The 14080-nt window shown below is 71.6% G+C and carries 12 protein-coding genes; 8 read left to right on the top strand and 4 right to left on the bottom strand.

All coding sequences use genetic code 11. The annotated features are described in order from the left end of the window. Positions 1–4 precede the first annotated feature (4 nt). Positions 5–562, top strand: a complete 558-nt coding sequence (locus ACZ4U1_RS37050; RefSeq protein ID WP_467908565.1) for a hypothetical protein — start codon at positions 5–7, stop codon at positions 560–562. Next, a complete protein-coding gene (locus ACZ4U1_RS37045) occupies positions 559–2733 on the top strand; it encodes a tetratricopeptide repeat protein (protein ID WP_467908564.1) in 2175 nt (724 codons plus the stop codon). The genes ACZ4U1_RS37050 and ACZ4U1_RS37045 overlap by 4 nt, the downstream gene beginning before the upstream one ends. On the opposite strand, the gene ACZ4U1_RS37040 is transcribed toward ACZ4U1_RS37045, so the two are convergent. Together ACZ4U1_RS37040 and ACZ4U1_RS37035 are read right to left on the bottom strand one after the other, a co-directional pair. Further along, a complete protein-coding gene (locus tag ACZ4U1_RS37040; RefSeq protein WP_467908563.1) occupies positions 2615–3310 on the bottom strand; it encodes a response regulator in 696 nt (231 codons plus the stop codon). The genes ACZ4U1_RS37045 and ACZ4U1_RS37040 overlap by 119 nt on opposite strands. Next, positions 3307–4935, bottom strand: coding sequence for a sensor histidine kinase (locus ACZ4U1_RS37035; RefSeq protein ID WP_467908562.1), 1629 nt, complete (start codon positions 4933–4935; stop codon positions 3307–3309). The genes ACZ4U1_RS37040 and ACZ4U1_RS37035 overlap by 4 nt, the downstream gene beginning before the upstream one ends. Positions 4936–5090: 155 nt before the next feature. Here ACZ4U1_RS37035 and ACZ4U1_RS37030 point away from each other — a divergent pair, with 155 nt between their 5' ends. After that, entirely contained in the window at positions 5091–6470 is a 1380-nt protein-coding gene (locus ACZ4U1_RS37030) for a cation:dicarboxylate symporter family transporter (protein ID WP_467908561.1), read from the top strand. Positions 6471–6582: 112 nt separating this feature from the next. Here ACZ4U1_RS37030 and ACZ4U1_RS37025 read toward each other — a convergent pair whose 3' ends face one another. Further along, positions 6583–7197 (bottom strand): TetR/AcrR family transcriptional regulator, encoded by a 615-nt coding sequence (locus ACZ4U1_RS37025; protein ID WP_467908560.1) that lies wholly within the window; start codon positions 7195–7197, stop codon positions 6583–6585. A gap of 148 nt (positions 7198–7345) precedes the next feature. Here ACZ4U1_RS37025 and ACZ4U1_RS37020 point away from each other — a divergent pair, with 148 nt between their 5' ends. The 5 genes from ACZ4U1_RS37020 to ACZ4U1_RS37000 all read left to right on the top strand — a co-directional run bounded on the left by ACZ4U1_RS37020 (position 7346) and on the right by ACZ4U1_RS37000 (position 13532). Beyond that, complete coding sequence (locus ACZ4U1_RS37020; protein WP_467908559.1) at positions 7346–9019, top strand: MFS transporter; 1674 nt, start codon at positions 7346–7348, stop codon at positions 9017–9019. Between the two features lie 528 nt (positions 9020–9547). Then, positions 9548–10315 (top strand): DUF2127 domain-containing protein, encoded by a 768-nt coding sequence (locus ACZ4U1_RS37015; RefSeq protein WP_467908558.1) that lies wholly within the window; start codon positions 9548–9550, stop codon positions 10313–10315. A gap of 68 nt (positions 10316–10383) precedes the next feature. Beyond that, positions 10384–10812: a MerR family transcriptional regulator gene (locus ACZ4U1_RS37010; protein ID WP_467908557.1), complete on the top strand. Its 429-nt coding sequence runs from the start codon at positions 10384–10386 to the stop codon at positions 10810–10812. Between the two features lie 14 nt (positions 10813–10826). Further along, on the top strand, positions 10827–11141 hold the full coding sequence (gene trxA / locus ACZ4U1_RS37005) for a thioredoxin (protein ID WP_467908647.1): 315 nt from the start codon (positions 10827–10829) through the stop codon (positions 11139–11141). 120 nt (positions 11142–11261) lie between these two features. Next, a complete protein-coding gene (locus tag ACZ4U1_RS37000) occupies positions 11262–13532 on the top strand; it encodes a HelD family protein (RefSeq protein WP_467908646.1) in 2271 nt (756 codons plus the stop codon). A gap of 37 nt (positions 13533–13569) precedes the next feature. On the opposite strand, the gene ACZ4U1_RS36995 is transcribed toward ACZ4U1_RS37000, so the two are convergent. Further along, positions 13570–14025: a hypothetical protein gene (locus ACZ4U1_RS36995; protein WP_467908556.1), complete on the bottom strand. Its 456-nt coding sequence runs from the start codon at positions 14023–14025 to the stop codon at positions 13570–13572. Between the last annotated feature and the right edge of the window lie 55 nt (positions 14026–14080).

The raw sequence follows: 14080 nt of genomic DNA, 5'->3' as shown, positions 1-14080 counted from the left end.
TCGCGTGCCGGAACGAGACGTCACCGTGGGGCAGTTGCTGCTCACCGAGTACCAGACCGTCAAGGACGAGCAGAAGACACGGATCGGGTTCCGGGACAACCTGCTGTACGTCACCCTGACCGTCGTGGCCGCCGTCATCGCCGCCGCGGCGCAGGCCAAGCAGACGGCGATGCTGCTCGCGCTGCCGCCGGTGTGTGTCGTGCTGGGCTGGACGTACCTGGTCAACGACCAGAAGATCTCCGCGATCGGGGCGTACGTGCGGGGCGAGTTGGGGCCCCGGCTCGCCGCGCTGGCCCAGGCCGAGGGGGGTGAGGTCTTCCGCTGGGAGACCGCGCACCGGGGGGACGCCCGGCGCGTCTCCCGCAAGGTCGTGCAGTGCGTGGTGGACCTGCTCGCCTTCTGTGTCGTGCCGTTGAGCGCGCTCGTCGTCTACTGGGTGGGGGGTGGTGTCTCGGCCGGGCTGGCGGTGGTGTCCGTGCTGGAGGCGGTCGCGGTCGTGGGGCTGGGGGTGTGCGTCGTGCAGTACGCCGTGCCGTTCGGGGTGGGGGGCGGGGCTGGGTGAGCGATCACGTCGAGTTCCGGGGCGGGGACTTCCGCGGGACCGTCATCGGCAAGGCGGAGTACCGGCAGCAGGCACCAGCGCCCACGGCATTGGACGCGCTGCCTCCGCCGGCTGCCGGATTCACCGGGCGAGACGAGGAGTTGGGGCGGTTGCGAGCGGCCCTGGACCCGGCCGGCTCCGGTGAGGAACAGGCTGTCCTCGTCACCGCCGTCTCCGGACTCGGCGGCATCGGCAAGACGGCACTCGCTGTGCAGGCGGCGTACGCGGCGCGGAAGGCCGGGTGGTTCCCGGGCGGCGTGCTCTTCGTGGACCTGCACGGCTACGACGACGTTCCGGTCACTGCGGACCAGGCGTTGCAGTCGTTGCTGCGGGCGCTTGGTGTGGAACCTGAGCATATTCCGGCTACGGCGGACGAGCGAGCCGGGCTGTATCGCTCGGTGCTGGCCGAGCGGCAGGCGGTGCTGATCGTCGCCGACAACGCGTCGTCGCCAGAGCAGGTACGGCCGTTGCTGCCGGGGGGTGGGAGACGACATCGGGTGCTGGTCACTTCCCGGGACCGGTTGCCTCAACTGGCTGCGCGCATGGTGCCGTTGGATCAGCTGATGCCTGGAGCCGCGTACGAACTCCTCGACCGGGCGCTCCGTATCGCCGACCCGGAGGACGGTCGGGTCGTGGAGGAGAGGGAGGCGGCGGCGCAGCTGGCGCAGCTGTGCGGGTATCTGCCGCTGGCTCTGCAGATCGCGGTGGCCTTGCTGGCGGAGGATCCCGGCAAGTCGGTCGCGGAACTCGCGGACGAGCTGGGCACGTCGTACGACAGGCTCGCCGCGCTTGATGACGGCGACCGCAGTGTGCGTGCCGCGTTCGACCTGTCGTACCGGAGGCTCCCGACTGACCAGGCACGTCTACTGAGCTTGCTCGCTCTTGCGCCGGGGCCGGAGGTCAGCGAAGAGGTGGCCGCCGTGCTGGCTGGGACGGAGGAGGCTCCGCTGCGGGACCTCAGGGCTCTGGCGCGCGCACATCTGGTGGAGCGGGGCAACGGGCCTGGATGCTGGCGGATGCACGACCTGGTGCGTGCGTTCGGTGCGGCTGTTTCGGCCGGGGACGCGGAGGCTCGGCACCGGTTGCTCATGCACTACTACTGGTGGGCGGACGCGGCCGATGACCGGTTGAGGTGGTTCCCGGGGGAGCCGGAGCCGGAGCGCTTCGCAACGCGGGCCGATGCGCTGGCCTGGCTGGACCGGGAGCGCGCGGGTTTGGTGGCTGCGGTGCAGTGGGGGCAGGAGGAGCGGTATCGGTATACGGCTGTGCGGCTGGCTCTGTCTTTGTGTGAATACCTTCTTTGGCGTCGGCACTTCGACGACATGATCGCGGTTACCAGTACTGCCCGACAGGCTGCCCGTGTCAGTGGTGATCGTGAGGGTGAGGCTATGGCGTCGAACAACCTTGGGATTGCCCTGCGCGAGACGGGCCACCCCAAGAAGGCGCTCGATGCTCACATCCGCGACCGCGACCTCTGTCAGGAACTCGGGGACCGCAATGGTGAGGCGCTGGCGTGGAACAATCTCGGCAGCGCCCTGGCGGATGCGGACCGCATCGAGGAGGCCATCGATGCCTTCCTTCGCGCACGCGACCTGAATCAGGACGTCGGCAACCGGACCGGTGAGGCGCAGGCGTGGAATAACCTCGGCAACGCCCTGGTGGATGCGGACCGGGTCGAGGAGGCCGTCAACGCCTTCATTCGCGCGCGCGACCTGCACCAAGCTCTCGGTGACCGCTACAGCACGTCGTCGGCGTGGAACAACCTCGGCATCGCTCTGTCAGAGCTGGGGCAGACGGACGACGCCACGGAGGCCTACGGCAAGGCTCTGGCCGTCCGGCAGGAGTTCGAGGACTGGTACGGAGCCGGGCAGACCCTGGAAAACCTGGGAATCGAGTACACGGAGACCCACCGTCCAGCCGAAGCCCGCGCCCACTACCTTCAGGCCGCTGATGCCTACGCCCGCGCGAGCGCCCCCGCAGAAGCCGCCCGAGTCCGCGCCCGAGCCGACGCCCTCACCGCCCCTGCGGCACCCACCGATACACCAGCTCAGGCCTCCCCACCTGCCCGTACAACGGACTCCGCCCCGCCCTCCCCGCATCCACCAGATGCTCCAGATACCGCCTTGCGGTGATCCGCGAGATCCCCACCGCCTCGGCCACCCCGGCCGCCGTGAGCCCCTCCGATGCGGCCTCCCGCAACACAGCCGTCACCCGCTCCAGCGTCGGCCCGCTGAGCCCCTTCGGCAGCGCCGCCGGCGACGGCGCCCGCAGGGTCGCGAGCGCCCGGTCCACCTCGTCCTGCCCGCTCGCCTCGCCCACCGTCGCGTGGAACTCGGCGTACCGCACCAGCCGGTCCCTCAGCGTCGCGAAAGTGAACGGTTTCAGGACGTACTGGACGACGCCCAGGGAGACGCCTTCCCGGACCACCGCCAGGTCCCGCGCCGACGTCACCGCTATCACGTCGGCGTGATGACCGGCGGCCCGCAGTGACCGGGCCAGTTGCAGGCCGTGCACATCCGGCAGATGAAGATCGAGCAGCAGCAGGTCCACCGCCGTGCGGTCCAGGATCCGCCGCGCCTCCGCCCCCGTGTGCGCCTTCCCGACCGCGACGAATCCCGGGACCCGGCCGACGTACATCACGTGCGCGTCGGCGGCGACCGGGTCGTCCTCGACCACGAGGACGCGAATGGGCTGCTGCTCGCTCGTCATCTGCCGCCACCCGTGGATGTGCGCAACGGCAACCGCACCTCGAACACCGCTCCGCCCTCGCCGTCCTCACCGGACTCCGTCACCGTCAACGTGCCCTCGTGGCGGGTCACCGCCTGCCGGACCAGGGCCAGCCCGAGTCCCCGCCCGCCGGGCCCGGCCGGCTTGGTGGAGAACCCCCGCTGGAATACCAGGTCGGCATGGGCCGGGTCGACCCCCGGACCGGTGTCCGAGACCCGCAGCACCACCTCGGCGGCCGTAGCGTACGCCGTCACCGTCACCCGTGCCCGGGCGCTGCCCTGTGCCGCGTCCACCGCGTTGTCGATCAGGTTGCCGAGGATGGTCACCAGGTCGCGGGCGGACAGGTCGTACGGCAGCAGGCCGTCGTCCAGGCGGCTGTCCGGCGAGACCACCAGCTCCACGCCCCGCTCGTTCGCCTGGGCGGTCTTGCCGAGCAGCAGCGCGGCCAGCACCGGCTCGCTCACCGCCGCCACCACCTGGTCGGTCAGGGCCTGCGCCAGCTCCAGCTCGGCCGTGGCGAACTCCACCGCCTCCTCGGCCCGGCCCAGCTCGATCAGGGAGACCACCGTGTGGAGGCGGTTCGCGGCCTCGTGCGCCTGTGAGCGCAGCGCCTGGGTGAAGCCCCGTTCCGAGTCCAGCTCGCCCATCAGGGACTGGAGTTCGGTTACGTCGCGGAGCGTTGCGATCGTGCCCCGGCGTTCGCCTCCCGACACCGGGGAGGTGTTCACCACCAGGACCCGGGACGCCGTCAGGTGCACCTCGTCCACCCGGGGCTCCGAGGAGAGCAGGGCGCCGGTCAGCGGGGCCGGCAGGCCCAGGTCGGCCACCGAGCGGCCGACCACCTCCTCCTCCGGGCCCACCCCCAGCAGCTCCCGGCCGCCGTCGTTGATCAGCGCCACCCGGTACTGGCCGTCCAGCATCAGCAGCCCTTCCCGGACCGCGTGCAGCGCCGCCTGGTGGTAGTCGTGCATCCGGCTCAGCTCGGTGGCGTTCATGCCGTGGGTGTGGCGGCGCAGCCGGGCGTTGATCACGTAGGTGCCGACCGCGCCCAGCAGCAGCGCCACACCGGCCACCCCGAGCAGGGCCGTGAGCTGGTCCTGCGCCCGGGCGCTGATCGTCTCGACCTTGATGCCGGCGCTGACCAGGCCGACGATCCGGCCGTTGTCGGTGATGGGGGTCACCGCGCGGACGGACGGGCCGAGCGTGCCGGTGTAGGTCTCGGTGAAGGTGTGGCCGTGCAGGGCGGGGCCGATGTTGCCGAGGAAGCGTTTGCCGATCTGGTTGCGGTCGGGGTGGGTCCAGCGGATGCCGGACGGGTTCATGATCGTGACGAAGTCGACGTTCGCGTCCCGGACGACCTGGAGGGCGTACGGCTCCAGCCGGGCCGTGGGGTCCGGGGTGCGGATGGCCGCGCGGACCGAGGGGGAGTCGGCGATCGACCGGGCCACCGCCGTGGCCTGCCGGGCGGCGGCGTCCTCGGCCTGCCGCTGGTCGCTGACGTAGGTGAACAGGGCGTACCCGGCCACCACCACCGCGATCAGCACGGCCTGCATGGCGAACAGCTGGCCGGCCAGGCTGCGGGCTCTCGGGAAGGCGGGGACGCGCATGTCAGCAGTGTGCCTCTGCGGTCAAGTGTGAACTAAATGAACGGAAGGGTGACCGCCCTCACAGGGCGGGAGATAGTCACGGCATTCCCCAAACAACGCCCGGACGTGAGCCGCACGCCGGTTGTTCGCCGACGAAGACGTCAAGGAGGGCAGTCGTGGCCGCCAGCACTGCCGATACGGCACCTGCCGCACCCCGCGTGAAGCGGGACCGGACTCATTACCTGTACATCGCCGTCATCGTGGCGGTCGCGCTCGGCATCGCCGTGGGCCTGATCTGGCCCGACGCCGCGGTGGAGCTGAAGCCGCTGGGCACCGGATTCGTGAACCTGATCAAGATGATGATCTCGCCGATCATCTTCTGCACGATCGTGCTCGGCATCGGTTCCGTACGGAAGGCCGCCAAGGTCGGCGCCGTCGGCGGAATCGCCCTCGGCTACTTCCTCGTGATGTCGCTCGTCGCGCTCGCCATCGGCCTCGTCGTCGGCAACGTGCTGCACCCCGGTGACGGGCTGCACATCACCAACGCCATCAAGGCGTCCGGGCACGAGCAGGTGTCCGCCGAAGCGCTGCCGCCCGTCGACTTCGTCCTGTCGATCATCCCGACCACGTTCCTGTCCGCCTTCACCCAGCAGCAGGTGCTCCAGACGCTGCTGGTGGCCCTGCTCGCCGGGTTCGCGCTCCAGGCCATGGGCCCGACCGGGGAGCCGGTACTGCGCGGCATCGAGCACATCCAGCGGCTGGTCTTCCGCATCCTGTCCATGGTGATGTGGGCCGCGCCGGTCGGTGCGTTCGGTGCCATCGCGGCGGTGGTCGGTTCGGCCGGTATCGACGCGCTCAAGAGCCTCGCCGTGCTGATGCTCGGCTTCTACGTCACCTGCTTCCTGTTCGTCTTCATCGTCCTCGGCGCGCTGCTCCGGGTCGTCGCGGGTCTGAACGTCTTCTCCCTGTTCAAGTACCTCGGCCGGGAGTTCCTGCTGATCCTGTCGACCTCGTCGTCGGAGTCCGCGCTGCCCCGGCTGATCGCGAAGATGGAGCACCTGGGCGTCAGCCGGCCGGTCGTCGGCATCACCGTGCCGACCGGGTACTCCTTCAACCTCGACGGCACGATGATCTACATGACCATGGCGTCGCTGTACATCGCGGACGCGCTGGGTACGCCGATGTCCATCGGCGAGCAGATCCCGCTGCTGCTCTTCCTGCTGCTGGCGTCCAAGGGCGCGGCCGGCGTCAGCGGCGCGGGGCTCGCCACCCTGGCCGGCGGTCTGCAGTCGCACAAGCCGGCGCTGGTCGACGGGGTCGGGCTGATCGTCGGCATCGACCGGTTCATGAGCGAGGCCCGGGCGCTGACGAACTTCGCGGGCAACGCGGTGGCGACGGTGCTCGTGGGCACGTGGACCAAGGAGATCGACAAGGTCCAGGTGCGGAGGGTGCTGGCCGGGGAGCTGCCGTTCGACGAGACCACGTTGGTGGACGAGGGCCGGGACACTGTCGCCGCGGCTCCCGAGCCGAGGGAAGGGGCACTGGCCAAGGCCTGATCCACCGAAAGTTCCGGACGTCCGGCCCCGCCTGAACCCGGGCCGGGCGTCCGGTACCGCCGCCGGGCGGCTGAGGCTCCCCCGTAACTCAGCCGCCCGGCTCCTGCTTCTGCTACGACACCTCGGCCACCAGCTCGGTGGCCCGTGAGGCGGGTACGCCCGCCGCGGTCAGTACGGCGACCGTGGCGGAGCGGCCCGCCTCTTCTGCTGCCAGGAGGCCGTCGTTCACCGCCTCCGTCACCGCGAACAGCATCTGCTCGACCACGTACGCCAGGGCCGGGGCGGGCAGCGGGGAGACGAAGGCGCCCTCGTCCAGTCCGCGCTTGAGGAGGCGGACCTTGTCGTCGCGCAGCGGGGCGAGGCGGTCGCGGATGCCCTGGACGGTGACCGTGCGCTGGGCCAGGGCGATCAGCAGCCGGTAGCGGTCGGCGACCGGCCACAGGGCGAGCACCGAGCGGGCCAGCGCCTCCGCCGGGTCGGTCACGCCGGCGCGGGCGCGCGTGTCGGCGTCCGCCAGTGCCTCCACGGCCCCGTCGACCAGGGTGCTGATCAGCGCTTCCCGGTTGGGGAAGTGGCCGTAGACCGTCCGTCGTACGACGCCCGCGGCGCGCGCGATCTGGTCCATGGAGGCGTCGGGATCGCGTAGCAGTTCGGCGAGGGCGACGTCGAGGATGCGGCGCCGGTTGGCGTCGGCGCGGCTGGTGTTACCCGTGGTCATGGCGGTCATTCTGCCTTCCCGAGGTCTCCTCGACGCCCTTCCGGGCGATCCCGGTCGACTTGCACAAGGGTGTGCAACGGACGTACATTGCACATGGTTGTGCAATTGCACGCCACTGTGCAAGTTCTGTCGCGTACCGAGGAAGGCGACCCCTGCCATGCGACTCGTCATGACCGAACCGGTCGAGAGGACGGACCGGCCCTACGCCCGGCGCTGGTGGGCGCTGCTGGTGCTGTGCCTGAGCCTGCTGATCATCGTGATGGCGAACACCGCCCTCACGGTCGCGGCCCCCGACATGACCAAGGACCTCGGGCTCTCCAGCGCCGACCTCCAGTGGGTGATCGACGGCTACACCGTCCCGTACGCGGCGCTGATGCTGCTGCTCGGCGCGATCGGCGACAAGTACAGCCGGCGCGGAGCGCTCGTCCTCGGCCTGCTGGTGTTCGGCGGCGGGGCCGTCTTCGGTTACCTCGCCGACAGCTCCACGACCGTCATCGCGGCCCGCGCCGTGATGGGCGTCGGCGCGGCGCTGATCATGCCGGCCACGCTGTCGCTGCTCGCCGCGACCTTCCCGCGCGCCGAGCGGGCCAAGGCGATCACACTGTGGACCGCCACCGCCGGGCTCGCCATCGCCGCCGGACCGGTGGTCGCCGGCGCCCTGCTGCGCGACCACGGCTGGTCCTCGACCTTCCTGATCAACGTGCCCATCGCGGCCGTCGCCATCGTCGGCGCCTTCGTCCTCGTCCCGCCGTCCAAGGCCGGCCACCACGACCGCATCGACTACGTCGGCGGACTGCTGTCGGTGATCTGGACCGGCGCGCTCGTCTACATGATCATCGAGGGGCCGCACTTCGGCTGGGGTGCCAAGGCCGTCGGCGCGGCCGTCGTCGCGGGCGTGGGCCTCGTCGCCTTCGTGCTGTGGGAGCTGCGCCACCCGCGCCCGATCCTGGACGTGCGCCGCTTCACCGGCCGCCGGTTCGCCGGCTCCAACCTCGCCGTCGCCCTGTTCTTCCTCGCCGTCTTCGGCGCCTTCTACTACCTCACCCAGCACCTGCAGTTCGTCCTCGGCTACGACGCCCTGGAGACCGGTGTGCGCATGCTGCCGCTCGCCGGTGCCGTCTTCGTGGGCTCGGCGCTGACCGGCTGGCTCACCCCGCGCGTCGGCATGAAGTGGACCGTCAGCGCGGGCATGGTCGGCGGTACGGCCGCCCTCGCCCTGCTCACCCGGGTGGACGCGGGTTCCACGTACGGCGACTTCGTGGCGCCCCTGATCATCCTCGGCCTCGCCATCGGTCTCGCCCTCTCGCCCTGCACCGACGCGATCATGGGCGCGTTCCCGGAGTCCGAGCTGGGCGTCGGCGGCGCCGTCAACGACACCTCGCTGGAGCTGGGCGGCTCGCTCGGCATCGCCATCCTCGGCTCGCTGCTCGCCACCTCCTACGGCGACCACCTCTCCGACGCCACCGCCGGCAGCAAGCTCCCGGCGAGCGCCCTGGACACCGCGCAGGACTCGGTCGGCGCCGGGTACGCCGTCGCGCAGGGCATCGGCGAGAAGGCGCAGCAGGTCGCCGCGCAGGCCCAGCAGGCGGGCGACCCGCAGCAGGCCGCGCAGCTCAAGCAGCAGGCGACCGAGCTGGCCGCCGGCGCCCGGCAGATGGCCGACGCGGTGGGCTCCGCCTTCTCCGACGCGGTCGCCCACACCAGCCTGGTCGGCGCGGTGGTCCTCGGCATCGGCACGGTTCTGGTGGCGGTCCTGCTGCCGCGCCGCGAGGCCGCGACGCCGGAGCCGAAGGCGGAGGAGCGCGAACTGGTGGACACCACCGCCGGCTGACGCCTCCCCACCCTCCCGCACGGGTCGCGACCCGCCCGGTCCACGAGCCCGGACGGCCCGCGACCCGTCGCGCTGCGCCCGGGGCCCCGGTCAGCGCCCGTTCGGCCGCCGTGCGGAAGGTGCGCGGTGGGGGGCCGGTGAGGTGTTGGACGGTGTCGGTGGTGCGGTCCTCGGCGCCGTCGGGGATGGGCCGGGCCCGCCACACCGCCGCTGGTGTGCCTGCCGGCGCTGCTCGACGCCCGTGCTCTGCTTCAAGTTGGACCGCCACCGCCTCGCCCCGGTCCTGGAGGAGATCGGCACCGGCGCCCCTACCGCCCCGACCACTACGCGGACTGGCACACGCCGTGCTCGCCGCGACCCGGGCCGACCCGGTCGAGCACCTGGCCGGCGCACAGGGGCTGTCGCGCCCACGGCCGGAGTCCTCGGCGCGGCGCCGCCGCAGTAACGTGCCGTACCGATCAACCGGAACGGCACGTTCGAGTCCGGCGTCAGTACATGTGGATCAACGAACACGTGGAGGCACGGGGGATGAAGATCGACTGGGACCGGCGGACCTGCGCGCGCAAGGGCCATGTGACCTACGCGCCCGACGATCCCCGGCTGCGCGTCCGGCTGCACGCCCGGACCGTACTCGGGGACGTCTGGCGGTGTCTGCGCTGCGGTGACTTCGTGCTCGGCGAGCCGCACGGCTCCGGACCGGCCGCCGACGCCCCGCTGGTGCCGCGCGGCAAGGTGCTCCGGGACCTGTTCGTCCTGCGCTTCCTCGCCGTCGAGCGGGCCGTGCGCGGGGTGTTCATCGTGCTGGTCGCGGTCGCGGTGTGGAAGTTCAGCAACAGCCGGGACGCGGTGCGCCGCCTGTTCGAGGAGTACCTCGACGTGTTCCGCCCGGTCTTCCGGCACTTCCACTACGACCTCGACCACTCCCCGGTCGTCGGCTCCGTCCAGAAGGTCTTCGGCTACCAGCGCTCCACCCTGCTCCTGGTGGCCGCCCTGCTGCTGGCCTACGCGCTGGTCGAGATCATCGAGGCCGTCGGCCTCTGGTACGCCAAGCGCTGGGCGGAGTACCTGACGGTGGTCGCCACGGCCGCCTTCCTCCCGCTGGAGATCTACGAACTCACCGAGCACGTCAGCTGGCTGAAGATCGCCACCCTGGTGCTGAACATCCTCGCGGTCCTCTACATCGCCCTCACCAAGCGCCTGTTCGGCCTGCGCGGCGGCCGCCGCAGGTTCGAGGAGGAGCGGCGCAGCGCCTCCCTGATGGAGGTCGAGGAGTCGGCGGGTCTGGTGCACGCCTAGGACCCGTCCGCTCCTGGCGGCCCGGCGGTCTTGCCTTGACGTCGACGTCAAGCCCTACCGTCGTGTTCATGCGAATCGGCGAGCTGGCCGCGCGGGCCGGGACCACGACACGCACCCTGCGGTACTACGAGGCGCGGGGGCTGCTGCCGGCCCGGCGGGACGGCAACGGACACCGTACGTACGACGAGAGCGACCTCCGGCTGCTGCGGCAGATCCGCACGCTGCAGGACTTCGGGTTCGACCTGGAGGAGACCCGGCCGTTCGTGGAGTGCCTGCGGGCCGGGCACGCGGAGGGCGACTCCTGTCCGGCCGCGCTCGTGGTCTACCGGCGCAAGCTGGCCGAGCTGGACGCGCTCATCGGGCAGCTGACGGCGGTGCGCGAGACGGTCGCGGGGCAGTTGGCGCGGGCCGAGCGGGCGCGGGACGAACTGGCCGTCGAGGCGCTGGTTCCGGGAGGTCCGGAGCCGCTGTGCGAACTGGGAGGGCAGGAGCGGTGACGAAGGCGGCGGGTGTGCCCGAGGTGGGGGACGCGGACTTCGAGAAGGAGGTACTGGCATCGGAACTGCCGGTGCTGGTGGAGTTCACGGCGGACTGGTGTCCGCCGTGCCGGCAGATGGCGCCGGTGCTCAGCGCCCTCGCCGCGGAGGAGGGGGAGCGGCTCAAGGTCGTCCAGCTGGACGTGGACCACAACCCGGAGACCACGAACGCGTACAAGGTGCTGTCGATGCCGACGTTCATGGTGTTCCAGGGCGGTGAGCCCGTGAAGTCGATGGTGGGGGCGCGGCCCAAGCGGCGCCTGCTGGAGGAGCTGGCCGACGTGCTGTAAAGCGGCCCCGCTCGCAAAGAATCCCCCGGGCAATTGCGTCCGGGGGATTCCTGTGCGTATATTCAATGATTCGTGACTTCATTTCGATGAACCACGAATGACGTTTACTGAGCACAGTATATCCGGGCGGGAGCGGAATTGTCAAACACCGAATTTCCAGACGATGAAATCCGGCACGAGCAGGAATTCGTCGACGGACTGTACGCGCGCGTGGACGTGCTGCGCGGCGAGACCGAGACCTCCGTCGCGGACGCGCTCGCCCAGGGCGACAAGCCCATGCAGGCCCGGCTGGAGCGGGACATCCTGGTCGCCGAGCGCTCCGGACTGCTCGCCGCGCTGAACGCCGTGGACGGCTCGCTCTGCTTCGGCCGGATCGACCACGCCGACGGCACGAAGCACCACATCGGCCGGATCGGGCTGCGCGAGGACGACACCGAGCGCACCCCGGTCCTCATCGACTGGCGGGCCGATGTCGCCCGCCCCTTCTACCTGGCCACCGGCCACACCCCGATGGGCCTGCGCCGCCGCCGGCACATCGCCACCGAGGGCCGTACCGTCACCTCCCTGCACGACGAGATCCTCGATCTCGGCGACGCCACCCGCACGGGGCACGAGGACCACAACGGCGACGCCGTGCTGCTCGCCGCGCTGAACTCGGCCCGCACCGGCCGGATGAGCGACATCGTGCAGACCATCCAGGCCGACCAGGACCGCATCATCCGGGCGCCCCACCGGGGGGTGCTGGTCGTGGAGGGCGGCCCCGGCACCGGCAAGACGGCGGTCGCCCTGCACCGCGCGGCCTACCTGCTGTACGAGCACCGGGAGCTGCTGGCCCGCCGCGCGGTCCTCATCGTCGGCCCGAACCCGGCCTTCCTCGGCTACATCGGCGAGGTGCTGCCCTCCCTCGGCGAGACCGGCGTCCTGCTGGCCACCGTCGGCGAGCTGTTCCCGGGCGTGAAGGCCACCGCCGCCGACACCCCCGAGGCCGCCGCCGTCAAGGGCCGCGCCGGCATGGCCGACGTGCTCGCCGCCGTCGTACGCGACCGGCAGGCGCTGCCCGACCCGGTCATCGCGATCGAGCACGACCGCGAGGTGCTCATGCTGGACGACGGCCTCGTCGGCGTCGCCCGCGAGCGCACCCGCGCCGCCAAGCTGCCGCACAACGCCGCCCGCGAGCACTTCGAGGGACACATCCTCAACACGCTCACCGAGCTGTACGCCGAGCGCGTCGGCACCGACCCCTACGACGGCAGCAGCCTGCTCGACCCCTCCGACATCACCCAGATCCGCGACGAACTCGCCGAGAACCCCGAGGTCTGGGACGCCATCGACCAGCTGTGGCCCCGGATCACCCCGCAGCGGCTGGTCGCCGACTTCCTCGCCGAGCCCGACGGCTACCTGCCGAAGGAGGACGCCGACGCGATCCGCCGCCCGGTGACCCGCGCCTGGACCGTCTCCGACGTGCCCCTGCTGGACGAGGCGGCCGAACTCCTCGGCGAGGACGACCGGATGGCCAGGGCCCGCGCCGAACGCGAACGCGAGACCCAGGTCGCCTACGCGCAGGGCGTGCTGGACGTCTCCTACGCCTCCCGGACCTACGAGTTCGAGGACAAGGAGGACGAGGACAGCGAGGTCCTGTCCGCGCACGACATCATCGACGCCGAGCGGTTCGCCGAGCGGCAGGAGGAGGCCGACCACCGCAGCGCCGCCGAGCGGGCCGCCGCCGACCGCACCTGGGCGTTCGGGCACATCATCGTGGACGAGGCGCAGGAGCTGTCGCCGATGGCCTGGCGGCTGCTGATGCGGCGCTGCCCGACCCGTTCGATGACCCTGGTCGGCGACCCCGCCCAGACGGCGGAGGCGGCCGGCGTCGGCTCCTGGTCCGGCATCCTCGCCCCCTATGTCGAGGACCGCTGGGAGCACACCCGCCTCGGCGTCAACTACCGCACCCCGGCGGAGATCATGGACCTGGCGGCGGCCGTGGTGCGCGCCCGGAACCCGCACTTCGAACCGCCCAGCTCCGTCCGCTCCACCGGCGAACGCCCCTGGGTGCGGCGGGTGACCGACGACCTGCCCGGCGCGGTCGCCAAGGCCGTCGCCGAACTCACCCCGGCGGAGGGCCGGCTCGCGGTGATCGCCCCGCGCGCCCTGCACCGCTCCCTGGCCGCCCACCTGGACGGCGTCACGGCCGGCGCCGAACCCGACCTGACCCGGACGGTCGTCCTGCTCGACCCCCGCCAGTCCAAGGGCCTGGAATTCGACTCCGTCCTGGTGGTCGAGCCGGGCGCCTACGGCACGAGCGACCTGTACGTGGCCCTGACCCGGGCCACCCAGCGGCTCGGCGTCCTGCACACGGGCGCGCTGCCGCCGGGGCTGGCCGACCGGGAGTGACCGCGAGGGGTCTGAGGGCAGCCGCTCTCAGACCCCCCTACTCCTCGGACCCCTGGAGCTTCATGCCCTTCGGGGACGCCAGCCCCTTCTCCGGATGCACCCGGAAGGCCGCCGTCCAGGCCGTCGGCGGGCAGGAGCGGCCGTTGGGGTGCTCCTCGGTGAGCCGCGCCCGCCGGCTGTCCCGGACGACGACCCGGCCTTCGTTCCCCGCGGTCACCGTGAGCTTCACCGGGACCGGGCCGGCGCCGACGTCGTCCCGGAGCCGTACCGACAGCGTCCGGACCGGATCGCCGGGATCGCCGGACGGCCGCTGCACACACCTGCCGTCCACGCACAGCCGGATCGTCACCGCGTCCCGCTGCTTCCCGAAGTCCGCCGGCCGCCACACCACGCCGACGCCCGAATCCATGTCCATCAGGGTGCACGCCCTGCCCGGCGTACAGGCCGTCAGCGCAGCCGCCACCGTCCCCAGAGCCACGACGATCCGCCGCATGTCCTCCCCCTCCGCCCCACCGGGCGCCCGAGCCTAGGCCCAGGCGGGGCGGAAG

The organism is Streptomyces sp. NPDC028928, from assembly GCF_055564915.1.
The sequence above is the reverse complement of the archived record's forward strand: the minus strand, read 5'-3'. Positions and strand labels throughout refer to the sequence as shown.

Bases quoted from the DNA above. Each gene is read 5' to 3' on its own strand.
- ACZ4U1_RS37040 (WP_467908563.1), bottom strand. From the start codon at position 3,310: ATGACGAGCGAGCAGCAGCCCATTCGCGTCCTCGTGGTCGAGGACGAC.
- ACZ4U1_RS37035 (WP_467908562.1), bottom strand. From the start codon at position 4,935: ATGCGCGTCCCCGCCTTCCCGAGAGCCCGCAGCCTGGCCGGCCAGCTG.
- ACZ4U1_RS37025 (WP_467908560.1), bottom strand. From the start codon at position 7,197: ATGACCGCCATGACCACGGGTAACACCAGCCGCGCCGACGCCAACCGG.
- ACZ4U1_RS37020 (WP_467908559.1), top strand. From the start codon at position 7,346: ATGCGACTCGTCATGACCGAACCGGTCGAGAGGACGGACCGGCCCTAC.
- ACZ4U1_RS37015 (WP_467908558.1), top strand. From the start codon at position 9,548: ATGAAGATCGACTGGGACCGGCGGACCTGCGCGCGCAAGGGCCATGTG.
- ACZ4U1_RS37010 (WP_467908557.1), top strand. From the start codon at position 10,384: ATGCGAATCGGCGAGCTGGCCGCGCGGGCCGGGACCACGACACGCACC.
- ACZ4U1_RS36995 (WP_467908556.1), bottom strand. From the start codon at position 14,025: ATGCGGCGGATCGTCGTGGCTCTGGGGACGGTGGCGGCTGCGCTGACG.